The sequence below is a fragment of the Streptomyces sp. NPDC046866 genome, assembly GCF_040704625.1.
Classification (GTDB): domain Bacteria; phylum Actinomycetota; class Actinomycetes; order Streptomycetales; family Streptomycetaceae; genus Streptomyces.
In genome coordinates this window covers 15617-37297 of the sequence record NZ_JBEYXN010000031.1, presented here as the reverse complement: position 1 = coordinate 37297, position 21681 = coordinate 15617, and the positions used below count along the sequence as shown (strand labels likewise).

Here is a 21681-nt window from a genome sequence, read left to right as displayed (position 1 = left end):
GGGTGGAGGCCGGCCCGGGCGGCAGCTGCGGGCCGATGGCGTTGTTGTTGACGCGGGTTCGGTGCCCCGGCACGCGCAGACGGCGGAGCGGGAAGAGATCCTGGCGGACCTGTGGGAGACGGGCGAGCCGAAGCCCGCCGGGCTGTCGGAGGCGGGGGCCCGGGTCCTGCCCTGGGCGTTCGAGGAGGGCACGGGGGCGTTCCTGTACTGGCTGGTCCGGCCCGGACAGCATCCCGACGAGTGGACCGTGCTCTACAACGAGGGGCGCGGCCCCCTGTGGGAGCACCACGGGCCGGGGTGCACCGCCTTCCTGCTCGCGGTGCTCACGGGAACGGCGCAGACCGAGTACTTCGGCCACCTCTACGAGGTGCTCAAGCCGACGGAGCACCGCTTCGAGACGGCCGGCCAGACCCCCGGAGCCGCCCGGGCCTGACGCCGCCGGGCCGTCCCCGGCGGGCCCCGGCCCGGATCCGCCGCAGCAGCGCGGCGCGGAGGGCCTGCTGCGGGGTCGCCCGGCGGCCTGCGCGGAGTTGCCGCGTACGCCGGCCGGTGCTTGCTTGGACAGGGAGAGCTCCCGGCCGGCGGGAGCGCCGCGGACCGGGAGGTCCCATGACGTTCGCGCAGATCATCGACTTCGAGACCGAGCGCGCCGACGAGATTCGCGAGCTCATGCACCAGTACGAGCAGACGGCCGGGGCGGGAGGCCGCAAGCTCGGCCCCAAGCACCGCACGCTGCTGCGCGACCGGGCCAATCCGAACCGCTATCTGGCCGTGGTCGAGTTCGACTCGTACGAGGAGGCCATGGCCAACAGCGACGCGCCGGAGACGACCGAGCTCGCCCGGCAGCTCTCGGCGCTCTGCACGCGGCCGCCCGCCTTCACGGACTGCGACGTGGTGGAGTCCGGGGACCTGTAGCGGCGAGGCCCCGGCCGGACGGGGAGTACTCCGGTTCGGCGGGTCAGGCGAGTACCAGGCAGGCCGCGGCCGGGACCTCCAGGCGGCCGGCCCGTTGCAGGCGGCCCGTCACCGGATCGGCCTCGAACCACGTGACGTCGCCGGACCACTCGTTGCACACGTAGAGCCGGCGCCCGGACGGGTCGGTCACCAGGTCCCGGGGCCAGCTGCCGCCGCACTGCACCGAGTCGACCGGCTGCGGCTTCTCGGCGCCGTCGGCGAGGGACAGCGTGACGACGAGGTCGGCGCCGCGGACGGCGGCCCGGAGGAAGCGCCCGTCCGGTGAGACGACCGGCACCGACGGGTACGGGCGCGGGTCCGACGGCGCGTCCGCCGGCAGGACCGAGACCTCGCCGACCGGCACCAGCCGCCCCTCGGCCGCGTCCCAGCGGCAGACGGTGAGCTGGGGCTCCAGCTCGTGCAGCACGTAGACCACCCCGCCGGCCGGGTGGAAGGCGAGGTGGCGCGGCCCGCTCCCGGCGCGCAGGGCGGTCTCGGCGTGCAGGCGCAACTCCCCGCTTCCCGGGGCGAGCGAGCAGACCCGTACCGAGTCGGTGCCGAGGTCCACGCTGAGCACCCAGCGGCCGGACGGGTCGGGCAGCACCTGGTGGGCGTGCGGCCCCTGCTGCCGGTCCCGGTCCGGGCCCGCACCGCGGTGGGCCAGGACGGAAGGGGGCCCGCCGGGGGTGCCGTCGGCGCCCAGGGGCAGGCTGCTCACCGTGCCGGAACCGTAGTGCGCGGCCAGCAGCCGGCCGCCGGCCACGCTGAGGTGGGTCGGGCCGCGGCCGCCGGACGGGACGGGCCGGCCGAGGGGCGTCAGGCCCTCCGGTGTCGGCCGGTACGCCGCCACGGCGCCCTCGTCGGTCTCGCTCAGCGCGTACAGCACTCCGCCACCGGGCGCGAGAGCCAGCCAGGCGGGGTTCGGCAGGCCGTCGGCGACGCCGTCGAGCGGGGTCAGCGCTCCGCTCGCCGGATCGACGGCCGCGGTGGTGATCCCCCGGCCGCCCCCCGAGGTGAACGAACCGATGTACGCGCGTGTGCTGCCGCCCTCGACCATGGGGCGAAGGTAACAGCAGGGACCGCCGCGGCCGGGGAGGCCGCTCGGTCCTTCGGCCGTACGGCGGGGGGTCGAAACGCGCTAGTGCGGCGCGGTGGGGTTCACGGTGCTCCAGTCCTCTTCGCCGCGGCCCTCGGCGAGGGCCTCGGCGAAGAGCGAGAGGACGCCGTCGAGGAGGGGGTGGTGGCTCTGGCCGGCTCCGTCGGCCAGGCGGGCCGCGTAGGCGAGGTCCTTGCGGGCCCATGCGGCGGAGAAGTTCAGCGGCTCGGGCGGGGTCAGGTAGCTCTCCCAGGCGAGCCGGGTGACGACGCCTCCGGGCCGGTCGAGCAGGGCCTCGCCGACCTGTGCCGCAGTTCCCGGGCGATCGCGTCGGCCACGGGCGGCAGCGCGGCCAGGCCGTTCGCGTCGCCGCCCGCGAGGAGCACCAGGTTCCCGTCCGGGCCCCGGCCGCACCGCCGGTGAGCGGCATGTCGCAGAAGGCCGCGCCCTGCCGGGCGCACCGTGCGGCCAGTTCCTCGGCCCAGTCGACGGGCAGGGTGGCGGAGGTGATGAGCACGGCGTTGCGGCCGGCGCCCGCCAGGATGCCGTCGGACCCCTGCCTCACCGCGCGGGAGGAGGCCTCGTCGGCGGTTGCTGCGGATGCTGGACATCGTCGACCCGTGCCCCGCGTACGTACTCAGCCGGGCCAACGACCTCCTCGCCGCCAACCCGCGCGGCCTGTGCCTGCTGCCCGGCATCGACGCATGGCCGCAGAACCGCCGGACCACCGCCCGCTACACCTTCCTCCACCCCGCCGCCCGCAGCCTCCACGGCAATTGGGAGGACGTGGCCGCGGCCACCGGCTGATCGTCTACCTGCGGACGCTCAGGGGCGCCCGGCGGCCGCGGTGCGGCGGAAGGCGGTGCGGTAGGCGCTCGGGCGGTGGCCGGTGTGGCGGGCGAAGAGGGCGGCGAAGGTCCCCGGGTCCCGGTAGCCGACGGCCGCGGCCACGGCGGCGACCGTGCGGTCGGTGGTCTCCAGGAGGTGGCGGGCGCGGCGGATGCGGGAGGCCTGCAGGTGGGACAGCGGGCTGCGGCCGGTCTCCGCGGCGAAGCGGCGCAGCAGCGTGCGGGTGCTGACCCCGAAGGCGTCCGCGAGCGCGGCGAGGTCGTACGGCTCGGCGAGGCCCTGGTCGAGCCGGCGCATGACCCGCTGGGAGAACTCCCGGCCGGGCTGCGGCAGGAGGCGGTGGTCGACGTACGGGGTCTGCGAGGTCCGCGCGTCGTCGACGAGCGCCACCCGGGCGGTGGTCCGGGCCACCCGGGCGCCGCTGTGCCGGCGCACCAGGTCCAGCGCGAAGTCGTACATGGCGGAGAAGGCGGCCGTGGTCGTGACCCCGGCGTCGGTGAGGACCAGGTGCTCGGGCTGCACGTCGGCGCCCGGGCAGCGCCTGGCCAGTTCGCCGGCGTGCAGCCAGGAGGTGGTGGCCCGGCGCCCGTCGAGGAGCCCGGCATCGGCGAGCAGGAACGCGCCGACGCAGAGGGAGACGACGGCGGTCCCGGCGGAGGCCTGCGCGCGGATCGCGGCGATCTCGGGCGCGAGGCGGGCGAGGCGGGCGTCGGGGTCGGTGTCCGGGAGCAGTTCGAAGCCGGGGACGACGAGGACGTCGACCTCGCGCAGGGGGCGCACGTCCAGGGCGGCGCCGCCCGAGGCGACGACCCGGCGGCGGGGCGAGAGGACCGACACGCGGTAGCCGGGGGCGTCGGGACCGGCGATGTGGCCGGCCATCGTCAACAGGTCGGGCACGCCGAAGACTTCGGACGCGAAGCAGTCCGGGTACGCCAGGATCCCGACCCGCAGGGCGCCCGGTCCCGCGCCCGGGCCCGTACCGTCCTGCGGCGGTCGCGCCGCCTCCGCCATGCTGCCGTACCCCCTGGTGTCCCCGCCGCCCGCGTGGCGGCGGCCGTGTGCCGCCCGCCCGGCTCGCGTGGGCGAGATTACCCCCGGCCTTGGCGGTCCCGCCCCTCACCCGGCGCCCGGTTCCGGGGCCAGGCTGGGCCCATGAGCGACGACGACCCGATCGACGACTTCACCCGCCGGAGCATGGCCGTGGAGGGGGTGGAGAAGACCGTGTACGTGGCCGGGGCCGGGCCCGCGGTCGTGGTGCTGCCCGAGATGCCGGGCATCAGCCCCGACGTCCTGCGGCTCGCGCGCTGGGTGCGGGACGCGGGCTTCACCGTCCACGTGCCCTCGCTGTTCGGGACCGACGGCGCCTTCCCCACGGTCGGGGGCGGCCGGGAGGTCGTCCGCCGGGCCTGTGTCAGCGCGGAGTTCCGTGCTTTCGCCGGGGGCGGGACCAGCCCGGTGACCCTCTGGCTGCGCGGCCTGGCCCGCCAGGCCCACGCCGCCTGCGGCGGGCCGGGGGTGGGGGCGATCGGCCTGTGCTTCACCGGCAACTTCGCGCTCACCATGGCCCTGGAACCGGCGGTGATCGCCCCGGTGGTCAACCACCCCTCGCTGCCGCTCGACGACCCCGGCGGACTCGAACTCGACGCGGCGGACGCGCGGGCGGTGCGCGACCGGCTGCACCGCGACCGCCTCACGGTCCTCGCCTACCGCTTCGAGGGCGACCGCTGGTGCACGGGGCAGCGCTTCGCCGCGTACCGGGCGCTGCTCGGCGAGGCCTTCGACGGGCGCGTCCTGCCGGACAGCGCCGCCCACCCGGCGCCGCCGCCCTTCTTCGCCGAGCTGGTGGGGACCCCGCACAGCGTCGTCACCGCCCACCTCGTGGACGAGGCCGGCCACCCCACCGTACGGGCCCGCGACGAGATCCTGGCCTTCCTCGCCGACCGCCTGCTGGACCCGTCCGGAACCCGGCCGCAGCCCGCCGGCTGAGCGGGCTGCGGGCCGACGGGCCGCGGGGGTCAGAACCAGTGCAGGCAGTGCGGCGAGCGCTCGGCGCGGAAGAGGGCGTCGGCGCGGAGGGCGGCGTCCGGGCGGTGGGCCCGGATGTGTCCGGCCCGCACGAGCGTGCTCGGGGCGGTGCCGCCGAGGTAGACCGAGCCCAGGTCGCCGACATCGAGGGACAGGTCGGGCCCGCGGTCGGTCGGGACGCATTCGGCCTTGCCGTCCCGCACGGACAGCAGGTAGCGGCCGTGCTCGCCGAGGAACGGGTCGTCGACGTCGAGGACGAGCTCGCCGTCCGTGGACCAGCCGCGCGCGGTCAGTGCACGCGGGACGTCCAGCAGCCGCACCCAGAGCCAGTCGGAGGCGCCGCTCACCTCGCCGGCGCGGAAGTCCGCGAGCTGCCAGCGCAGCGGGTGGTCGGTCGGGACGTGCTTGAAGGCGACCTCGGAGACCAGGTCGTGGCCGAGCAGGAAGCGGGCCAGGGCCGTGTGGACGGCGTCGTCGGCGGCGATGATCTCGTCGACCTTCAGGGACCGGGCATCGCCGATCGAGTAGCAGGCGTACCCGTCCGGGGTGCCGGCGGCGTCCCGGTGCACGGCGATGTACCGCGGCGCCGGAGCGATCGGCGGCTGTCCGGCGCCCGAGGTCCACCAGCGGTGCGGCCGGGACAGGGCGCCGGGCTGGGCGCGGCGGTACCGGTCGTACACCTCCTCCAGGATGTCGCCGCACTCGGCACGCCGCATCACCTCGACGGAGCCGGTGTCGGAGCCGGTGTCGGAGCGGGTGTCCGAGCCGGGCGCCGGGGCGTCTCCCGCTCCCCCGCCCGCCCGGGGAAGGGCGAGGGCCGCCCGGTGGCGCTGCACCGTCAGGTGCGCCGTGTAGGTCGCCGGCCCGTAGCCGAACCTGCGGTAGATCAGGGCCTCGGAGGCCAGCAGTACGGAGAGGCACTCCCCCCGGGCCCGCAGTGCGGTGAGCTGATGGCGCATCATCGCCGTGAGCACGCCCCGGCGCCGGTGCGAGGGAAGGACCCCGACGGCGGTGACCCCGGAGGTCGGGACGAGGACCTCTCCGGGGAGGGTGAGCTCGAAGGAGTACGCACCGGCGGTGCCGACGGGCCGCCCGTCCGCCGTCACGGCGAGCAGGCTGCGGTCCATTTCGTACGCCGCCCAGAAGACCCCGCCGCCGTCCTCGCGCGGGGTCTCCCGGAAGAGCCCGAACGCCGCGTGCACCGTGTCGACGAAGACCTCGCGGTCCTGCTCGGTCGTGGGACGAATGTCCATTGCTGCTGCTGCCTCCCCTGGATCCGGGCACCACGCCCCGCGGTGCCCCGCCCCAGTGCAGCGCCGGCGCACCGCCGGGTCAAACGGTTTACGGGCCCCGTGGTTCCCGGGCGGCGGGGGGCCGGTCGGCCCGGCGATGCGTCCGTGCGCGTCGCCGGGCCGACCTGGGAGAGTGCGCCGGGCGCAGGGGCGTCAGCAGGTGAGGGTGACCTCGTGGACGACCGGCCGGGCCGACCAGGGGAAGGAGGCCACGCCGAACGTGCCGCGGACCGTCGCGCCGCAGGGGGCGGTGATCGCCGGACCGTGCACCTCGAGCGTCGTGGAGGTGAAGACGACCGGCCTGTCCTGCGTGACGGGCGGGGTGCCGGCGCCCACGACCTCGACGGACAGCGTGGTGAAGAGCTCCTTCGGGGCCGGCGTCGGGCTGCCGGGAGAGGGCGGCCCGGCGAGGCCGACCCTGCCGTGGAACTCCACCGCGGTACCGATGACCTCCGCGCACAACCTGGTGGCCAGGCCTGCCTGGAGGCCCGAGTTCCCGCAGGTGGTCACGGTCTGGTCGGCGGCGGCCGCGGGGGTCGCGGCGGCCGGGCTCGCGGCGGCCGGGCCGGCGGCCACAACGGTCAGGCCGGCGACGCCGACCGCGAGAAGGGCTAAGCGGTTCATGGGGACGTGCGCTCCTTCGTCTTCCTCGATGCGTGACGGGTCATCAACCCGCTCTGTGAGATGTGATATTTCACATCCCACAAGAATACGAGATGATCGCGCCCTGAACGCCTCCCGTCCGAGGGTGAACAGTTCTCCAGCGGCCAGCTCCCGAGGTCAGCGCGGGGGTTCGCGGTCGAGCAGCGCCAGCTCCGCCTCGCTCAGCTCCAGGTGCGCGGCCCGAGCCGAGTCCGTGATGGAGGCCGGGCGGCTGGCTCCCGGCAGCGGGATCACGGCCGGGGAGCGGGTGAGCAGCCAAGCCAGCGCCACCTGCTGCGGGCTGACGCCGCGTCCGGCCGCGACGCGGTGGAACGCGGTGCCCGCGGAGGTCGGGCCGGAGGGTCCCTCGAGGGAGCTGCGGGAGAGGCCGCCGAGGGGGCTCCAGGGGAGGAACGCCAGACCCAGTTCCGTACTCAGCCGCAGCTGGGGCTCGCTGTCGCGGACGGCGGGCGAGTACTGGTTCTGCACGGAGACGAGGCCGGGACCGAGGATCGCGTGCGCCTCGCGGATCTGGGCGGTGGTGACGTTGGAGATGCCGGCGCTGCGGATCGTGCCGGCGTCGAGGAGTTCGCGCAGGGCGCCCACGGACTCCGCCCAGGGCACGGCCGGGTCCGGCTTGTGCAGCTGGTACAGGCCGATCGCCTCGGCGCCCAGCCGCCGGGCGGAGGCCTCGGCGGCGCGCTTGAGGTGCTCCGGGGTGCCCGTGACGGTCCAACTGCCGTCGCCGGGGCGGCCCCGGCCGCCCTTGGTGGCGACCAGGACGCCGGAGGTGTCGCCGCCGTAGCGGGCCAGGGCCCGGGCGATCAGCAGTTCGTTGTGGCCCTCCTCGCCGGCGTGCCAGTGGTAGCTGTCGGCGGTGTCGATGAGCGTGACGCCGGCGTCGAGGGCGGCGTGGACGGTGGCGATGGCCCGGCTCTCGTCGGGACGGTGTTCGATGGACAGCGGCATGGCTCCCAGGCCGATGGCGCTGACCGGGATGTCTGCGAGGGTGCGGTACTGCACGGCGGTTCGTCTTCCTTGGCGGATGGCCGGTCCGGGGTGGGCGGCAGCGGATGGATGCCTCCACCCTGGACTCCCGTCGCCATCAGCAGAAGTAGCGACTTACTGCACACGTCTTCAGCCGTACTGTTGACCGCCCGTGCCGGCACCGGTACGGGCACCGGCACCGCGCCCTTCGCGGACGGCCGGCGCCGCCCCTAAGGACGGCGGCCCTGTGCCGCCGGGGCGGCTCCCGCGCGGGAACGGCGCAGCAGCACGTCGAAACAGTGGTGGAGATCGCCGGCCTTGTCCGGCGGGACGGCGTAGGCGGTGACGGATCCGTCGGTCCGCTGGACCGTCACGACGGCGCCGGCACGGGGATCCGTGTGGTGCCACACTCCTGCGAGGACCGCGCCGGGCACCCATCCCGGCTCGCTCTCCGGGCCGCCGCCGCCCCACCTGCGCTTCACCGCCCGCCGGTAGCCGGGAATCAGCAGTGCGGGGAGTGTCGCGACGACGAAGAGGAAGAGCAGGGCGTTCGCGACCACCCCGGCGGTCCAGTGCAACAGCACCAGCAGCGTCCCGTAGCAGACCGCGGCGATGAACACCCACATGCAGGCCGTGACGGCGGCCTCCGGTGCCCCGGTCCTGCGGAGGAAGGTGAAGACCCCGATCGATGCGAGCAGCACCAGGGCGGTGACGCATCCGGCTTCCTCGCCGAAGAACGTGTCGGCCGTGCGGCCGCTGCGCCCGTCCGGCCTGACGACGAAGCCGTGGTCGTGGAACCGGAGGGTCATGCGCCCTCCTGGCGTGGCTGTCACGCCGTTGATCTCGTACATGTGATCACGCTAGCGGCGGTGTACGCCCGTTCGGTGGCCGCCCCCTGGTCACCGGTTGCCGGGCGGGGACCAGCGCGGATCGCGCCCGCTCAGTCCCACGGCCCGGTCCAGCAGCGGGGCGTCGTCGGGTACCGGCACGACGGGGCCGAAGATGCCCCCGCCGCGGCTCTCGTCCTCGGCGGCCGCCAGCAGGAACGCGTACGAGGCCTGCAGCGCGGCCCGGTCGGGTGCGTACGCCTGGCCGGTGGCCCGGGCCAGGTCCCAGCCGTGGATGACCAGTTCGTCGGCGGCCACCCTCCCCGCGACGTCCCCGGGCAGGTCCACGCCGCCCGCGCGGGTCATGCCGGTCCATGCGGACGGATCCCGCCAGGCGTCGGCGAGCTCACCGAGGACCCGGGGCAGTTCCTCGCGCCAGGAGGACGGCAGGGAGGGGGCGGTCGCGCCGGGGGCCGTGTCGGTGGTGGGGCCCAGGTCCTTGCGTGCGGCGTCGCGGAAGGCGGCGGCGAGGTGCGCGAGGTGGCCCAGCAGGCCGTCGACCGCGTACCCGGGGCAGGGCGTCCGGTCGGCGAGCCGGTCGTCCGTGACGCCCGCCACGAGACGGGCCACCGCCTCGGCCTGCGGCCCGAGGTCGAGAGTCGCCGCATCGGTCATGTACCGCTCCCTCCGAAACGATGGCTTCGAAGCGTAGACCGCAGCCGCGCCCCCGCCCCGGCGCAACGCGGGCCGCCGGTCCGCGAGGCCCGCCGAGTGGCGCAGGGCCTACGGAAGCCGCCACACGTTGGCGAAGGCCGCGTTCTCGATGGAGCGCCGCTGGCGCACGGCTTCCAGTTCCGTCACCGCGTCGTTGACGGCGGCCAGCACGGTCGACACCGCTTCGTCGTCCGGGCCGGCATCGTTCTCGGGGATCCCGCTGCGGCGGATGCCGACGGCCGATGCGAGGGCCCTGAGGACGGGTTCGTCCTCCTCCCAACGGCTCTGCGCAAGACGCCGGGCGGGCGTGTCGACGAGCTCCATGCGCTCGGCCCCGAAGTTCAGGCGGCCGCGCCGCGCACGCGCCAGCAGGCCGTCCTCCTCGAACGCGGCCTGGTAGGCCGCCGCCAGGTCACGGCCCCTGCGCCACAGCCAGTCCTCGACGTGTTCATACGGCTCCTGCCGAACGAGTGCCGAAGCCGCCGCGCCCAGCAGCCGGTCGTCCGGGACCGACTGCGGGCCCGGCACGATGAGATCGCCGTCCAGGTCGATGGCCTGCGCACGGAGGAGGTCGACCAGTTCGGCGCCCGCGAGGGACAGGGACAGGTCACCCTGCCCCACGGAGTGCTCGGGATGAGGCTCCAGGGCAATGGTGAACAGGTCTTTTGCCGTGGTCATGTACGGCTCCCTTGTCGTCGGCGGTACCCGTCCCGCCGAGGGGCGGGCTGCGGGTCAAGCATCGCTCAACCGCTGCCCGTTCCACCGCACGTCCGGGCCCGCGCAGCGCCACGAGGTGGCGCGTGTCGTGCGGATGGCGGTGGGGTGGCAGCGGTCGTCGTCCGTGAGGGACCATGCTCGCGTACGGAGGTCAGTGACTGGTCCCGGAGCGGCCACAGGGGCCAACACCGTTGGCGTACTGGCCGGCGCGGCGGGGGTCGACCGGTGTGAGGACGCCGAGGCGGTCCTCGACCGCCTCGGCGGCGGCCAGGCAGAGGTCCTCGCGGAAGGCGCGTCCGATGATCTGCACTCCGGCGGGGAGCCCCTCGCGCAGTCCGGTCGGGACGGCGACGGCGGGTATCCCCACGAAGCTGGTCGCGGTGCACAGGCGCATGCCGGAGGCGACCCGGTCGCGGCCGGCCCGGTCGCGCGACTCCAGGCCCGGCTCGACCGGCGGCTCGGTGAAGGACGGGCCGAGCACCAGGGGGTACGTGTCGAGGAAGCCCGCCCAGGAGCGGCGGATGTCCAGCCAGGTGCCCATGAGCTTCACCAGTTCTTCGGCGGTGGCGGGCGGCGTCCGTTCCATGGCCAGCTGGATGTAGCGGTCCCCGCCCTCGCCCAGGAGGGTGCGGACCACCGGCCAGGTGGGGGCGAACTCGGTCACCGTGATCCGGTCGTACGCCTCGAGGGCCTCGTCCAGGCGCGGGACGTCCGGGACTTCGCACACCTCGTACCCGGCGTCGCGGAGCGCGTCGGCCGCGTCGGCGACGGCCGCACGGACCGCGGGGTGGACCCCGCGGCCGCCGGGGTCCGCCACCACGGCGACCTTCACCGGTCCGGGGAGCGGGGGTCCGTACGCGGGTACGGGTACGGCCCTCGGGTCCCGCGGGTCGGTGCCGGCAAGGGCCTCATAGGCCAGGCGGAGGTCCGCCACGGTACGGGCGAACGGGCCGTCGGTGACGAGCATCTGGGACGCCGGGCCGGGGTCGTCGGGGCCGAGCACGCGGTGGTCGGCGGGGAAGCGGCCGGTGGTCGGCTTCAGTCCGGCCACGCCGCAGAACTGGGCGGGGACGCGGATGGAGCCGCCGGAGTCGTTGCCGAGGCCGAGGGCGGCCATGCCCGTGGCCACGGCCACGGCGTCGCCGCCGCTGCTGCCCCCCGGGGTCCGGCCGGGGTCCCACGGGTTGGCGGTGTCGCCGAAGAGCTCGCTGCGGGTGTGCATCCCGGCCAGGATGAGGGTGGGGACGTTCGCGTGGCCGATCGGGATGGCCCCGGCGGCGCGCAGCCGGGCCACGGGGGGCGCGTCGGCCCGGGCGACGAGGTCGCGGAAGCGCGGCACGCCGAAGGTGGTCGGGACGCCCTCGACGGGGGTGGTCTCCTTGACCGTGAACGGCACGCCCGCGAGGGGCCCGAGCCGCTCGCCGGCGGCGCGCCGGCGGTCCGTGAGTGCCGCGTCGGCGCGCGCCCGATCCGCCATGAGCTGGGTGATGGCGTTCACCGTGGGGTTGACCTCGGCGATGCGCTCCAGGTGGCTCTCGACCAGTTCGACGGCGGACACCTCGCCGCTGCGCACGGCTTCCGCCTGGGCGGCGGCCGGCTTCTGCCACAGGGCTTCCCGCATGGGTCGTACTCTCCCGTCCTCGTTCTCGATGTGTGCGGCGCGTTGCGTTGCGACGCGTTGGGATGCGTTGTGATGCGCCCGCATCGGAACGGTACAACGGAATCGATGCGACCGCATCGAATAAGCTGTGCGGTGCGCCCCTCCGCGGTGGACGGGGACCGCGGCAGGAACGGGGAGGCGAGGCGGACATGCCCAGGCAGGTGGACCACGAGGCCCGGCGCCGGCTCATCGCCGAGGCCGTGTGCCGGCTCGCCGACGAGAGCGGGCTGGAGGGCGTGACCCTGCGCGACGTCGCCGACCGGGCCGAGGTGTCGATGGGCGCCGTCCAGCGCTGCTTCCGCACCAAGGAGGAGATGCTCGCCTTCACCCTCGGGTACGTGGGCGAGCGGATCGACGCACGGGTGCGGGCCCGGCTCGTACGGAGCCCGGCCCAGTCGGCTGCGTCGGCCCTGGGCCACGCGGCCGCGGAGGTCGCCCTGCTGCGCGAGGAGCACCGCGCCGAGGCCCGGGTCTGGCTCGCGTTCGTCGCCCAGGCTGCGGTCAGCGCGCCGCTGGCCGAGACCCTCCGGGCGAACTACGCGGCGCTGCACGAGGTGTTCGCCCGGCTCCTGGCCGAGGCCGCAGAGGGCGGCGCCCCCACCGGGCCACTCGGCCCGCAGCACGAGGCCCGCACGCTGCTCGCCCTCGCCGACGGCCTCACCACTCACGTCCTGATCGGGCACCTCACCGCCCGGGAGGCCCAGGACGTCCTCCACGCCCACCTGGCCCGCCTCTGGGGGAACGACGCGTGACCGGATTCCCCGAGGTCACCGCGGGGGCCGGGCCCTACTTCGCCGTGAGCGGTTCCAGGACCACGGAGCCGGGCAGGGCCGCTGCCATGTCGTGGGCGTAGACCCCGGGCCGGACCCAGATGAACCAGTTGCCGGCGGCGACGACGGTCTGGCCGTACGGACCGCTGCGCCGTGATGCGATACGGGCTTGCGTGTGTGCATTGAGTCAGTTGCTCCTCGGGGGCCTGGGCGCAGGCCCCGGGCTCGGGGAGGGAGTGCCGGGTTCCGCGGGGCCGGTTCCGGTTCCGGTGTGCGGGCCGCCGCCTTCCTGGTAGAACGTCCCGTCCGGCAGCGTGAACGCCCTGCGGTGGTTCTCCATCACCGCCCGCGCCGTGTCCGACTTCATGTGGGTGATGCCCAGGGACTTGTCCGGCTTGAGTGACTGCTGCAATGTCCAGTTGAAGACCCGTCCGGCCTCGGCCAGGGGGCCGGTCAGGCCCGGGCTGAAGTTCTGGTACCCCTGCTGTTCCTGCCACAGGATCGCGAGCAGCAGCTTCCGGCTGACGCCCGTCTCGGCCGCGGCCCGGTCGAGGGCGGGGAACTGGGCCGGGGAGACGTTGATCGGGTGCAGGCCGTCGGTGCCGCCCGACAGGGCCAGGGCGATGGCGAGCGGGGATCCGGGCGTCAGGGCTTCCTGGGCCAGTTTCGGGTCGGAGACGGCGGTGAGGCCCTCGATCGTGCGCAGGGCGCGGGCCGTGTCCGCGTCGGCCCGGGGGGCCTTGCCCAGGGCGTCGGCGATGATCCCCTGCGGGTGGTTGACGGGTTCGAGGTGCTCGGTGCTGCCCTGCGGCACCATGACGGGGTGCGACAGCTGCACGCGGCCGCTGTCGTCGACCTTCAGGCCGTGGGCGGGCGTAGTCCAGGGCACTGTTGAGGTCCCGCTGTGCCGCCGCGATCACGTCGGCCAGGTCGTCGTAGGCCTTGGCCATGGCGCGCAGGGCCAGTGCGGACGTCTCGTAGTCGTCTGCGTGCTTCACGAACCGTTCGGTTGCGGTGCGGCCGGCCTCGCCCACCCAGCACCGGCTGATCGTCCGGGCGACGTCCTGGCGCGCGTACGAGGCGAGGCCGTCGCACTGCTTCGCCACGGCCACCGCGTCGTCCGCCGCGGAGCGCCACTTCTGCGGGTCCGCCTTCCTCAGCTCGGGTACGGACACCATCAGGCGTCCTCCAGTGCGCCCCCGGCGGCACGCAGCCGGCCTGCTATCGCCTGGTCCTCCGCGCTGATGGCAGCGGTACCGGCGGCCAGGGCGTCGGCCGCGTCGTCTGTGACGCGCGCGGGGACCCTTTCTGACCGGACGTCCACATCCAACGGGCAGGGCCGCGCCCGGCGTTCGGTTTTCCACACCCTCGATTCGGGTGGGGACACGATCGATTGCCGTGGCCGCGCCTTCGAGGATGGGCGCATGGTGGAGATGGTGAATGAGGTCGGTCCGGGGAGCGCCGCACGGGCGGACGGGCTGCATCGGGAGTACGGGCGGGGCGCCGGCGCCGTCCGGGCGTTGCGCGGAGTGTCGGTGGCCCTGGCGCCCGGGACGTTCACGGCGGTGATGGGGCCGTCGGGATCGGGCAAGACGACGTTGCTGCACTGCCTTGCCGGAATGGACCGGCCCACGCGCGGCACGGTGTGGTGGGGATCCACCGAGGTGACGGGGCTGCCCGAACGGCGGCTGGCGCAGCTGCGGCGCAGCCGGGTGGGGTTCGTCTTCCAGGCGTTCAACCTGATGCCGGCCATGACCGTCGCCCAGAACGTCGAGCTCCCCGGACGGCTGGCGGGGAAGCGGCCCGGCCGGGACCGGGTGGCGGATGCGCTCGCCCGGGTGGGACTGGCCGGGCGCGAACGGCACCGGCCCGGGCAGCTGTCGGGCGGGCAGCAGCAGCGGGTGGCGATCGCCCGGGCCCTGGTGTCCCGGCCCGAGGTGCTGTTCGCCGACGAGCCGACCGGTGCGCTCGACCGGGCCACCGGGCACGAGATCCTGGCCCTGCTGCGCGACGGGGTGGACCGGGACGGCCGTACCTGCGTGATGGTGACCCACGACCCGGTGGCCGCCGGGTACGCGGACCGGGTGCTGCTGCTCGCCGACGGCTTGGTGGTCGACGAGCTCGACCGGCCCACCGCCGGCCGGGTCGGCGAACGCCTGAGCCGGCTGGGCGGGTGAGGGCGGTGGTTGCGATCGCCCTCGGCCAGATGCGCCGGCGTCCGGCGGCCTTCGCCGGCCTGGCGGTGGCACTGTTCCTGGCCGTCGCCACGGTGACGCTGTTCGGCTCGCTGTTCGCCGCCGACCTCGCGGCCCCCGCGGCGGGCCGGGCGGCGGTGGACGGGCCCGGCCTGAAGGTGATCGCCGTCGCCTTCGGTGAGATCGCCGTGCTGGTGGCGTTCTTCGTCGTGGTCAATGCGCTCGGCTTCGCCCTGCGTCAGCAGCACCGCGAGCTGGCCTTGCTGCGTACCGTCGCGGCGACTCCCGTCCAGGCGCGGCGGCTGGTGCGCGGCCAGGTCTTCGCGACCGCGGTGCTGGTGGCCGTGCCGGGCTGCCTCGTCGGCGCGGCGGCGGCCCGGCGGCTCCTGGCCGAGCTGCAGCGCCGCGGTATGGCGGCGCCGGGCGTGCAGGTGCCGGGGACGCCGGTGCCGATGCTGGTCGCGCTGGCTGCGGCGCTCGCCGTCGGCTTGGCCGCCTCGGCCCTCGCGGCGTGGCGGATCTCCCGCATTCCGCCCGCGGCCGCCCTCACCGCGAGCTCGACCGAGCAGGGGCGGACGGGTGCAGCGCGCCTGCTCGCCGGGATCGGCGCGCTGGTGGGCGGCGGGCTGCTGCTGCGGCTGGCCGCGACGCGGCCGGTGGAGCAGCTGGACAAGGCGGGGCAGGCGGCGTTGCTCGGCTCGCTGGTGCTGCTGGTCGCGGTCGCCCTGCTGGGCCCGCTCGCGGCGCGCATCCTGGCGGCCGTGCTGGGTGCGCCGGTACGGGCGCTGGCGCCCGGGGCGGGTTGGCTGGCCGATGCCAACCTTCGCGGGTACGCGCGCCGGCTGTCCTCCGCCGTGGTGCCGGTGGCACTGCTCGTGGGCCTGTCGGGCACCATGGTGATCATGACCCACACCGCCGGGGCCGGAGCCCCGGGCGCGGCCACGCGCGTCACCTCCGCGACCGATGTCTGGCTGCGCCAGGCGGAGTTGGCGCTGCTGGTCTGCTTCGCCGCCGTCTCCACCGTCAACACGCTCGTCGCCGTGACGGCCGACCGGCGCCGCGAGTTCGCCCTGCTGCGGCTGGTCGGCGCGACCCGCGCGCAGCTGATGCGCATGCTGACCGCGGAGGCCGTGCTGACCGCAGCGGTGGGCGTGCTGCTCGGCGCCGCCGTCGCGGGCGCCTCGTCCGCGGCGTTCAGCGCGGCGGTGACCGGCTCTGCGGTGCCGGCCGTACCGGTGGCCGCCTGTCGGTGGATCGTTGCGGGTGCTGCGGCGCTGACCGTCCCGGCGATCCTGGCCACGGGCGTGCGGGCGGTACGCGGCCCGGCGGCGGAGCTGGTGAGCGGTGGCCGTGACTGAGCAGGAGGGGGCGGCGAAGGCCCGGCGGCGGTGCCGTCCCTCCGTCCGGGCCGGCGACTGGGCCTTCGCGGTCGTCGGGATGCCGCTCGGGCTGGTCGGCGGCGTCTATGCACTCGCCGTGCTGTACGCGGGGGCCCTGCTGTCGCTCACCGTGCTCGGCCTGCCGTTCGTGGTCGCCGCGCTGCTGGGGGCGCGCGGCCTCGGCGCGCTGCACCGGCGCCTGGTGGCGCGGATGCTCGGCGCGTACGTGGAGGGGCCGGGCGAGTTGGCCCGCCCGGCGGGGGTGGTGGCCCGGGGCCGCACGGTGCTGACCGACCCGGTCGCCTGGCGGACGCTGCTCTACCTGGTGCTGCGGCTGCCCCTCGGTCTGCTCGGGTTCGCCGCCGCCGTGGTGCTCCCCCTCGCCAGCGGCTGGCTGATCGGCTTCCCGCTCTGGGTGCGCCTGCTGCAACCGGGCCCGCGGCCGGCCGGCTGGCCGGATGCCGCCTGCGTGGTGCTCGGCCTGCTGCTCCTGTCCGCCGTGCCGGGCGCGGTCCGGGCGCTGAGCGGGGCCGAGCGGCGGCTCGCGCGGCTGCTGCTCGGCCCGGCCCGGGCCCAGCGGCGGGTGCGGGAGTTGGAGGCCGCCCGCGCCACCCTGCTCGCGGAGAACGCCGACCGGCTCCGCCGCCTGGAGCGTGACCTGCACGACGGGACCCAGGCCCGGCTGGTCGCCCTGGCCATCACCCTGTCGCTGGCCGGGGACGCGCTCGCTCCCGCCGCCGGCCCGGATCTGGGGCGGCTGCGCGTCCTGGTGGACCGGGCCCGCGGCCAGACCGACGACACCATCGCCGAGCTGCGGCGGCTCACCCGGGGCATCCACCCGGTGGCGCTGGACGGCGGTCTCGAGCAGGCCCTGCCGGGGCTCACCGCCACCTCGCCGGTGCCCGTCGGCATCCGCCTGGACCTTGACGTGCGGCCCGACCACGCCGTCGAGCAGGCCCTGTACTTCTGCGCCGCCGAGCTGCTCACCAACGTGGCCAAGCACAGCGGTGCCGGCTCGGCCGAGCTGACGGCACAGACGGCCGGCGGCCGCATCCGCCTCAGCGTGCGCGACGACGGCCGCGGCGGCGCGGCCCCGGGCGCCGGCAGCGGCCTGACCGGTCTGGCGGAGCGGCTCGCCGTGGTGGACGGCGTACTGCGGGTCGACAGCCCGCCCGGCGGCCCCACGGTGGTCACCGCCGAGCTGCCCGTGCGTCTGTGACGGGCGACCGGCCTCAGCTCTCGGCCAGGTAGGTGAGGACGGCCTTCACCCGGCGGTTGTCGGCTCCGGTCGCCCGCAGGTCGAACTTGGTGAAGACGGCGGCCACGTGCTTCTCCACCGCCCGTTCCGAGACCACCAGCAACCCGGCGATGGAGCGGTTGGAATGGCCTTGGGCCATCAGCTGCAGCACCTCGCGCTCGCGCGGCGTCAAGGAGTCCACCCGGCTGCGCCGTCCCCCGCGCATCAGCTGGGTGACCACCTCCGGGTCGAGCGCCGTGCCTCCGTCGGCGACGCGGTGCAGGGCGTCCACGAACTCCGAGGTGCGGGCGACCCGTTCCTTCAGCAGATACCCGATGCCGGCCGCTCCGTCCGCCAGCAGCCGGGACGCCCAGGCGGTCTCGACGTGCTGGGAGAAGACCAGGATGCCGGTCCCGGGCGTCCTCGCCCGGATCTCGACGGCCGCGCGGATGCCCTCGTCCGTGTGGGTGGGCGGCATCCGGATGTCCACCACGGCCACGTCGGGCCGGTGCTCGGCCACCGCGTCGAGCAGCTCGGCCGCCGTCCCCACCGCCGCCGCCACTTCGCATCCGCGGGCACCCAGCAGCTCCACCATGCCGTCCCGCAGCACGACGGAGTCCTCGGCCAACACCACCCGCACGCACCTGTCGATCACGGACCCATTATCGACCCGGGCCGGCAACCGTTCGGCGGCCGGGGCGGAGGCAGTGGGCGCCTGCCGACCCGCAGGAGGGACCCGCCCCGCTACGGGTTCGCGGGGCTCCCCGCCGACGAACACGTGACGGCGTTCCGCGTGCTCGTCTCGGTGTTCGCCGTGGCCGACAGCCGCCGCAGGCAGACGCACTGCAAGGGGAGTTGCGGGCACTTCTGGCACAACCTGGGTGCGGCGGACGGGGATGCGCAGCAGGGGCCACTTCGGCCCGGGGCGGGCGGTCGGGTCTCACGTCGGGATGCGGTGGAGGGCCTTGGGGGCGTCGCGGACGCCGCGCGAGAGCCGCTCGGCGATCGCCGCGACCATGGTGCGGGGCCGGCGGGGCGCCAGGTGGGCGGTCACCGCGTGGCTCAGGCCCGCGGTGACGTACGCGCGGTCCGCGGCCAGGCCCCGGTCGGCCGGCTCGGCGCCGATGCGGCGGGCGGGCGTCCGGTGCGGTGAGGTCCCGTCCTGGGACCAGGACGTGGGCGTCCACCCCGTGAGCCGGGCCGCGTCGGTCGGAGGGCGGCCAGGCGGTCGGCGGAGCGGGTCCTGGCCGAGAATCCGGGCGTCCATCGAACAGGTCGCCGAGGCGGCCGGAGTCACCCGCACCACCGAGCACCGGCGGTTCGCCAACCGGCAGGCCCTGGTCGACGCCCTGGCCGCCGAAGCCGCACTGAAACTCGCCGAGGCCATCGAGGACGGCCACCCCGAGACCGCCCCGCCGCTGGTCGCGCTGCACCCCGCCACGGCCAACGTCCTTCGCGTCAAGGGCGCTTGGGGCTTCGCCCTCGGGCCTGCCGCGGCCCGCAGCCAGCGGGCCGCCCGGACGCACGAGGAGATCGCTGCACCGCTGCACCGAACCGCTCGGCCGGATGCAGGCCGAGGGCGTGATCGCCCCCGACGCGGACCTGGAGTGGGTGCGCCGCGTCCTCTACGCGCTCATCAGCGAAGCCCTGCACGGAGGGGCCGACGCCGGCGGCGGCTGTGGCGAGCCCGCCTCCGCCCCCGATCCTGATCCCGACCCCGATCCCGATCCCGATGCGCTGGCGACGCGCATCATCGACACCCTGCTCCACGGAGTCGGCCCGCGCCGTACCTCCTGAGCCCCCGCGGGCCGGGCGGCCGGGCGGGCGTCACACGCGGACCCGCCCACCGCCCCCGGCGAGCGCCTTCTCCTCCGCGTCCGCCAGCCACAGGAACACCGGCGCCAGCACCAGTTCGACGACCGTCAGCACCACCTGGAACCAGTGCGGCCATCCGGACGCCGCGAGCGAGAGCAGGCGCCCGACAGCGCCCAGCAGGAACACCCCGGCCAGCCCGCGCACGGCCGCCGCCGGAATGGGCGAGCGGCGGGCCGCCCGGAGCCAGGCCAGCCCGTATCCCGCGAAGATCGCCCCGAAGAACCGCCCGAGACTGTCGATCGTCGGGCCGGCCGAATCGGCGCCCGGGATCGACCGGTTGCCGAGCAGCACGTGCCCGATCCCGATGGCGAGACACGCGTACCCCATCGCCCGCACGAGTCCCCGCAGGATCCTGGCCTTGGCCATGACTGGTCACCCCTCCGCCTACTAGACGTGTGTCCACTAAGCTAGCCGCCACTACTGGACACATGTCAAGTAGGCTGGATCCGTGCCTCCCCGCCAGCGACTCAGCCCCGCCGAACGCCGCTCCCAACTCCTCGGCGTCGCCGCGCAGCTCTTCGCCGCGCACCCCTACGACGACGTGTTGATGGAGGACGTCGCCGAGCGCGCCGGGGTCTCCCGCGCGCTGCTCTACCAGCACTTCGCGACCAAGCGGGAGCTCTTCGCCGCCCTCTACCGGCAGGTCGCCGAGCACCTGCTGGCCCGTACCCGCCTCGACCCTGCGGACACCCTGGTGGAACAGCTCACCGAGGGACTGGACGCCCACATCGCGTACTTCGCCGAGAACCGCAACACGGTGTTGGCCGCCAACCGCGCCCTCGCCGGCGACCCCGTGATCCAGACGATCATCAGCGACGAGCTCGACGCCCTGCGCGAGCGCCTCCTCGGCGTCCTCCCCCTCGCGGACGGGGCCGCCCGGCAGGCCGTCTCGGGCGTCCTGAAGAGCTGGCTGGTCTTCGTCCAGGTCCTGTGCGTGGACTGGCTCGCGCAGACGGCGGAGACGAGGCAGCCGAGGTGTACGCCTGCCGAACTGCGTGACGTCTGCATCGGCGCCCTCCTCGGCGCCGTCCGCCCCCTCCTGGACGAGGACCCCGCCCCCGACTGGCCGCGCTAGCGCGGGCCTTGCTGCCGCCGCCGCGGCAACCGGCCCGCACAGACGCGCGGCCCGGCTGCGCGTCTGGGGGGTGACCCCCCTCGTGCAGCCGGGCCGCACACCGCCTCGCGGGCACCCCCAGGGGCAACCCGGCCGCCGCGCCGGGTTCGCCGGGCCTAGGAAGCGGCCAGGGCCTCCAGGGCGGGGACCGATGCCGCCGGGGTCGGCAGGGCCGCGTTCTCGGCCTGAAGGCGTGCAGCGGCCTCGCGCAGCTCCGCGTCCCCGATCAGGCGGTTCAGCAGCGCGGCGTCGACGTCCTCGGAGGCGGAGCGCAGGGCGGCGCCGGTCGCCGTGAGGGCGTCGGCGTTGGCGAAGTGGTCGGCGCCCTGGGGCAGCAGGAGCTGGGGCAGACCGGCCTGCAGGGCGGTGAGCAGGGTGCCGGAGCCGCCGTGGTGGATCAGCGCGTCGGAAGCGGTCAGCAGCTCGGCCAGCGGGACCCAGGGCAGCGGGCGCACGTTGTCCGGGAGGGTGCCGAGCGGTGCGAGGTCGGCGTCGCCGACGGCGAGCAGGAACTCGGCGTCCACCGACGCGGCGGCCTCGATCAGCCGGACGATGGCGCGGACGCCGTCCATCTCGGTCAGCACGGTGCCCAGCGTGACGGCCACGCGCGGGCGGGTGCCGCGGCGGAGCAGCCCGGCCGGGATGGTGCCGCCGCCGTTGTAGGCGACGTAGCGCATGCGCAGGCCGCCCGGGTCGCCGCCGAGGGAGGCGGGGACGATGTTCAGCGGGGTCGGCGCGGCGGGGCCGGCGACCTGGTACGTCTCGTACGCCTCGGTGAAGTGCGCGGCGATCCGGCCGACCATGTCGAGGCCGGAGGTGACGCCGAAGTTCTGGATCGCGGACGGGATTTTCAACTTGGCGGCGACCAGCGGGGCGGAGGCCTGGAAGGAGTCGTAGACCAGCAGGTCCGCGCCCCACCCGTCGGCGACGTCCAGCAGGCCTTCTACCGTGGGCCGGGAGACCAGGGCGAAGCCGTGGGCCGCCCGGTCCAGGATCTGGTCCGTCGTCATGTCGTGGGCGACGTACCGCACCTCCTCACCGGTCGACTGCTCGAACACCTCCCGGACGGTGCGGCCGTCACCGATCTCGACGATCGGAAAACCCGCCTGGCGGAGCTGGGCCAGCGGCTGCGAACCTGCGAACAGCACCTCGTGGCCCGCCGCGCGCAGCGCTTGCGCCGTCGGAACCATCGGGAAGAGGTGGCCGGCCGCTGCGGGTCCGGTGAAGAGTATGCGCACGGTGTCTCCTTGCCCATGATCTGTCTTCCGGGGCGGGTCGTGCGGACCCGCCCCGGTTCCCCTCGGTGAACTCGCGGAAAGCGGTGGTGTGTTCCCCCTACAGGGATCGA

25 protein-coding genes and 2 pseudogenes are annotated in these 21681 nt (G+C 75.3%); 11 read left to right on the top strand and 16 right to left on the bottom strand.

All coding sequences use genetic code 11. The annotated features are described in order from the left end of the window. Nucleotides 1-61 precede the first annotated feature (61 nt). Nucleotides 62-433, top strand: a complete 372-nt coding sequence (locus AB0953_RS31425) for a hypothetical protein (protein ID WP_366862974.1) — start codon at nucleotides 62-64, stop codon at nucleotides 431-433. Between the two features lie 176 nt (nucleotides 434-609). Then, a complete protein-coding gene (locus AB0953_RS31420) occupies nucleotides 610-915 on the top strand; it encodes a hypothetical protein (protein WP_366862973.1) in 306 nt (101 codons plus the stop codon). Between the two features lie 43 nt (nucleotides 916-958). Here the strand turns inward: AB0953_RS31420 and AB0953_RS31415 are convergent, their stop codons facing one another. The 3 genes and pseudogenes from AB0953_RS31415 to AB0953_RS31405 form a co-directional block, all read right to left on the bottom strand. Then, entirely contained in the window at nucleotides 959-2011 is a 1053-nt protein-coding gene (locus tag AB0953_RS31415; RefSeq protein ID WP_366862972.1) for a lactonase family protein, read from the bottom strand. Between the two features lie 81 nt (nucleotides 2012-2092). Next, nucleotides 2093-2464 carry a hypothetical protein gene (locus AB0953_RS31410; protein ID WP_366862971.1) on the bottom strand — a complete coding sequence of 124 codons (372 nt, stop codon included), beginning with the start codon at nucleotides 2462-2464 and terminating at the stop codon, nucleotides 2093-2095. Beyond that, a pseudogene (locus tag AB0953_RS31405) lies at nucleotides 2448-2615 on the bottom strand (NAD(P)-binding domain-containing protein); the annotation flags it as partial. The pseudogene AB0953_RS31405 and the gene AB0953_RS31410, both read right to left, overlap by 17 nt. A gap of 26 nt (nucleotides 2616-2641) precedes the next feature. Here AB0953_RS31405 and AB0953_RS31400 point away from each other — a divergent pair. Then, nucleotides 2642-2857 carry a hypothetical protein gene (locus tag AB0953_RS31400; protein ID WP_366862970.1) on the top strand — a complete coding sequence of 72 codons (216 nt, stop codon included), beginning with the start codon at nucleotides 2642-2644 and terminating at the stop codon, nucleotides 2855-2857. 18 nt (nucleotides 2858-2875) lie between these two features. On the opposite strand, the gene AB0953_RS31395 is transcribed toward AB0953_RS31400, so the two are convergent. Beyond that, nucleotides 2876-3910, bottom strand: a complete 1035-nt coding sequence (locus AB0953_RS31395; RefSeq protein WP_366862969.1) for a helix-turn-helix domain-containing protein — start codon at nucleotides 3908-3910, stop codon at nucleotides 2876-2878. A 141-nt stretch (nucleotides 3911-4051) separates the two neighbouring features. Here AB0953_RS31395 and AB0953_RS31390 point away from each other — a divergent pair, with 141 nt between their 5' ends. Then, complete coding sequence (locus AB0953_RS31390) at nucleotides 4052-4885, top strand: dienelactone hydrolase family protein (protein ID WP_366862968.1); 834 nt, start codon at nucleotides 4052-4054, stop codon at nucleotides 4883-4885. A gap of 29 nt (nucleotides 4886-4914) precedes the next feature. Here AB0953_RS31390 and AB0953_RS31385 read toward each other — a convergent pair whose 3' ends face one another. From AB0953_RS31385 to AB0953_RS31355, 7 genes are all read right to left on the bottom strand, one after another. Beyond that, nucleotides 4915-6177, bottom strand: coding sequence for a GNAT family N-acetyltransferase (locus AB0953_RS31385; RefSeq protein ID WP_366862967.1), 1263 nt, complete (start codon nucleotides 6175-6177; stop codon nucleotides 4915-4917). A 192-nt stretch (nucleotides 6178-6369) separates the two neighbouring features. After that, on the bottom strand, nucleotides 6370-6840 hold the full coding sequence (locus AB0953_RS31380) for a hypothetical protein (RefSeq protein WP_366862966.1): 471 nt from the start codon (nucleotides 6838-6840) through the stop codon (nucleotides 6370-6372). A gap of 156 nt (nucleotides 6841-6996) precedes the next feature. Beyond that, entirely contained in the window at nucleotides 6997-7881 is an 885-nt protein-coding gene (locus AB0953_RS31375) for an aldo/keto reductase (RefSeq protein ID WP_366862965.1), read from the bottom strand. Between the two features lie 194 nt (nucleotides 7882-8075). After that, a complete protein-coding gene (locus AB0953_RS31370) occupies nucleotides 8076-8654 on the bottom strand; it encodes a hypothetical protein (RefSeq protein ID WP_366862964.1) in 579 nt (192 codons plus the stop codon). Nucleotides 8655-8744: 90 nt separating this feature from the next. Next, a complete protein-coding gene (locus AB0953_RS31365) occupies nucleotides 8745-9347 on the bottom strand; it encodes a TIGR03086 family metal-binding protein (RefSeq protein WP_366862963.1) in 603 nt (200 codons plus the stop codon). A gap of 108 nt (nucleotides 9348-9455) precedes the next feature. Then, nucleotides 9456-10064, bottom strand: coding sequence for a GPP34 family phosphoprotein (locus AB0953_RS31360; RefSeq protein WP_366862962.1), 609 nt, complete (start codon nucleotides 10062-10064; stop codon nucleotides 9456-9458). A gap of 190 nt (nucleotides 10065-10254) precedes the next feature. Then, the gene (locus tag AB0953_RS31355) at nucleotides 10255-11724 is read right to left on the bottom strand and encodes an amidase (RefSeq protein WP_366862961.1); all 1470 of its coding nucleotides are present in this window, start codon (nucleotides 11722-11724) and stop codon (nucleotides 10255-10257) included. A gap of 188 nt (nucleotides 11725-11912) precedes the next feature. On the opposite strand from AB0953_RS31355, the gene AB0953_RS31350 reads away from it, so the two are divergent. Further along, the gene (locus AB0953_RS31350; protein ID WP_366862960.1) at nucleotides 11913-12515 is read left to right on the top strand and encodes a TetR/AcrR family transcriptional regulator; all 603 of its coding nucleotides are present in this window, start codon (nucleotides 11913-11915) and stop codon (nucleotides 12513-12515) included. A 205-nt stretch (nucleotides 12516-12720) separates the two neighbouring features. Here AB0953_RS31350 and AB0953_RS31345 read toward each other — a convergent pair whose 3' ends face one another. Further along, nucleotides 12721-13422, bottom strand: coding sequence for a hypothetical protein (locus AB0953_RS31345; protein WP_366862959.1), 702 nt, complete (start codon nucleotides 13420-13422; stop codon nucleotides 12721-12723). A 535-nt stretch (nucleotides 13423-13957) separates the two neighbouring features. On the opposite strand from AB0953_RS31345, the gene AB0953_RS31340 reads away from it, so the two are divergent. From AB0953_RS31340 to AB0953_RS31330, 3 genes are read left to right on the top strand one after another with little or no spacing between them, the layout of a single operon-like run. After that, a complete protein-coding gene (locus AB0953_RS31340) occupies nucleotides 13958-14710 on the top strand; it encodes an ABC transporter ATP-binding protein (protein WP_366862958.1) in 753 nt (250 codons plus the stop codon). Nucleotides 14711-14715: 5 nt separating this feature from the next. Then, the gene (locus AB0953_RS31335) at nucleotides 14716-16086 is read left to right on the top strand and encodes an FtsX-like permease family protein (RefSeq protein ID WP_366862957.1); all 1371 of its coding nucleotides are present in this window, start codon (nucleotides 14716-14718) and stop codon (nucleotides 16084-16086) included. Continuing rightward, on the top strand, nucleotides 16079-17326 hold the full coding sequence (locus AB0953_RS31330; protein ID WP_366862956.1) for a sensor domain-containing protein: 1248 nt from the start codon (nucleotides 16079-16081) through the stop codon (nucleotides 17324-17326). The genes AB0953_RS31335 and AB0953_RS31330 overlap by 8 nt, the downstream gene beginning before the upstream one ends. Nucleotides 17327-17339: 13 nt before the next feature. Here AB0953_RS31330 and AB0953_RS31325 read toward each other — a convergent pair whose 3' ends face one another. Continuing rightward, nucleotides 17340-17999: a response regulator transcription factor gene (locus AB0953_RS31325; protein WP_366862955.1), complete on the bottom strand. Its 660-nt coding sequence runs from the start codon at nucleotides 17997-17999 to the stop codon at nucleotides 17340-17342. Between the two features lie 6 nt (nucleotides 18000-18005). Between AB0953_RS31325 and AB0953_RS31320 the strand changes: the two are divergent. Next, a pseudogene (locus tag AB0953_RS31320) lies at nucleotides 18006-18212 on the top strand (DUF5958 family protein); the annotation flags it as partial. A 72-nt stretch (nucleotides 18213-18284) separates the two neighbouring features. Here the strand turns inward: AB0953_RS31320 and AB0953_RS31315 are convergent. Continuing rightward, complete coding sequence (locus tag AB0953_RS31315; RefSeq protein ID WP_366863002.1) at nucleotides 18285-18611, bottom strand: hypothetical protein; 327 nt, start codon at nucleotides 18609-18611, stop codon at nucleotides 18285-18287. A 299-nt stretch (nucleotides 18612-18910) separates the two neighbouring features. On the opposite strand from AB0953_RS31315, the gene AB0953_RS31310 reads away from it, so the two are divergent. After that, nucleotides 18911-19141 (top strand): hypothetical protein, encoded by a 231-nt coding sequence (locus AB0953_RS31310; RefSeq protein ID WP_366862954.1) that lies wholly within the window; start codon nucleotides 18911-18913, stop codon nucleotides 19139-19141. A gap of 30 nt (nucleotides 19142-19171) precedes the next feature. On the opposite strand, the gene AB0953_RS31305 is transcribed toward AB0953_RS31310, so the two are convergent. After that, on the bottom strand, nucleotides 19172-19585 hold the full coding sequence (locus tag AB0953_RS31305) for a DUF4345 domain-containing protein (protein ID WP_366862953.1): 414 nt from the start codon (nucleotides 19583-19585) through the stop codon (nucleotides 19172-19174). 82 nt (nucleotides 19586-19667) lie between these two features. Here AB0953_RS31305 and AB0953_RS31300 point away from each other — a divergent pair, with 82 nt between their 5' ends. Continuing rightward, on the top strand, nucleotides 19668-20294 hold the full coding sequence (locus AB0953_RS31300) for a helix-turn-helix domain-containing protein (RefSeq protein ID WP_366862952.1): 627 nt from the start codon (nucleotides 19668-19670) through the stop codon (nucleotides 20292-20294). A gap of 155 nt (nucleotides 20295-20449) precedes the next feature. Here AB0953_RS31300 and AB0953_RS31295 read toward each other — a convergent pair whose 3' ends face one another. Then, nucleotides 20450-21571, bottom strand: coding sequence for a nucleotide disphospho-sugar-binding domain-containing protein (locus AB0953_RS31295; RefSeq protein WP_366862951.1), 1122 nt, complete (start codon nucleotides 21569-21571; stop codon nucleotides 20450-20452). Nucleotides 21572-21681 lie beyond the last annotated feature (110 nt).

Coding starts and splice junctions, on each gene's coding strand:
- AB0953_RS31420 (WP_366862973.1), top strand. CDS start 610: ATGACGTTCGCGCAGATCATCGACTTCGAGACCGAGCGCGCCGACGAG.
- AB0953_RS31415 (WP_366862972.1), bottom strand. CDS start 2,011: ATGGTCGAGGGCGGCAGCACACGCGCGTACATCGGTTCGTTCACCTCG.
- AB0953_RS31395 (WP_366862969.1), bottom strand. CDS start 3,910: ATGGCGGAGGCGGCGCGACCGCCGCAGGACGGTACGGGCCCGGGCGCG.
- AB0953_RS31390 (WP_366862968.1), top strand. CDS start 4,052: ATGAGCGACGACGACCCGATCGACGACTTCACCCGCCGGAGCATGGCC.
- AB0953_RS31385 (WP_366862967.1), bottom strand. CDS start 6,177: ATGGACATTCGTCCCACGACCGAGCAGGACCGCGAGGTCTTCGTCGAC.
- AB0953_RS31380 (WP_366862966.1), bottom strand. CDS start 6,840: ATGAACCGCTTAGCCCTTCTCGCGGTCGGCGTCGCCGGCCTGACCGTT.
- AB0953_RS31370 (WP_366862964.1), bottom strand. CDS start 8,654: ATGACCCTCCGGTTCCACGACCACGGCTTCGTCGTCAGGCCGGACGGG.
- AB0953_RS31365 (WP_366862963.1), bottom strand. CDS start 9,347: ATGACCGATGCGGCGACTCTCGACCTCGGGCCGCAGGCCGAGGCGGTG.
- AB0953_RS31360 (WP_366862962.1), bottom strand. CDS start 10,064: ATGACCACGGCAAAAGACCTGTTCACCATTGCCCTGGAGCCTCATCCC.
- AB0953_RS31355 (WP_366862961.1), bottom strand. CDS start 11,724: ATGCGGGAAGCCCTGTGGCAGAAGCCGGCCGCCGCCCAGGCGGAAGCC.
- AB0953_RS31350 (WP_366862960.1), top strand. CDS start 11,913: ATGCCCAGGCAGGTGGACCACGAGGCCCGGCGCCGGCTCATCGCCGAG.
- AB0953_RS31340 (WP_366862958.1), top strand. CDS start 13,958: ATGGTGGAGATGGTGAATGAGGTCGGTCCGGGGAGCGCCGCACGGGCG.
- AB0953_RS31315 (WP_366863002.1), bottom strand. CDS start 18,611: ATGGACGCCCGGATTCTCGGCCAGGACCCGCTCCGCCGACCGCCTGGC.
- AB0953_RS31310 (WP_366862954.1), top strand. CDS start 18,911: ATGCAGGCCGAGGGCGTGATCGCCCCCGACGCGGACCTGGAGTGGGTG.
- AB0953_RS31305 (WP_366862953.1), bottom strand. CDS start 19,585: ATGGCCAAGGCCAGGATCCTGCGGGGACTCGTGCGGGCGATGGGGTAC.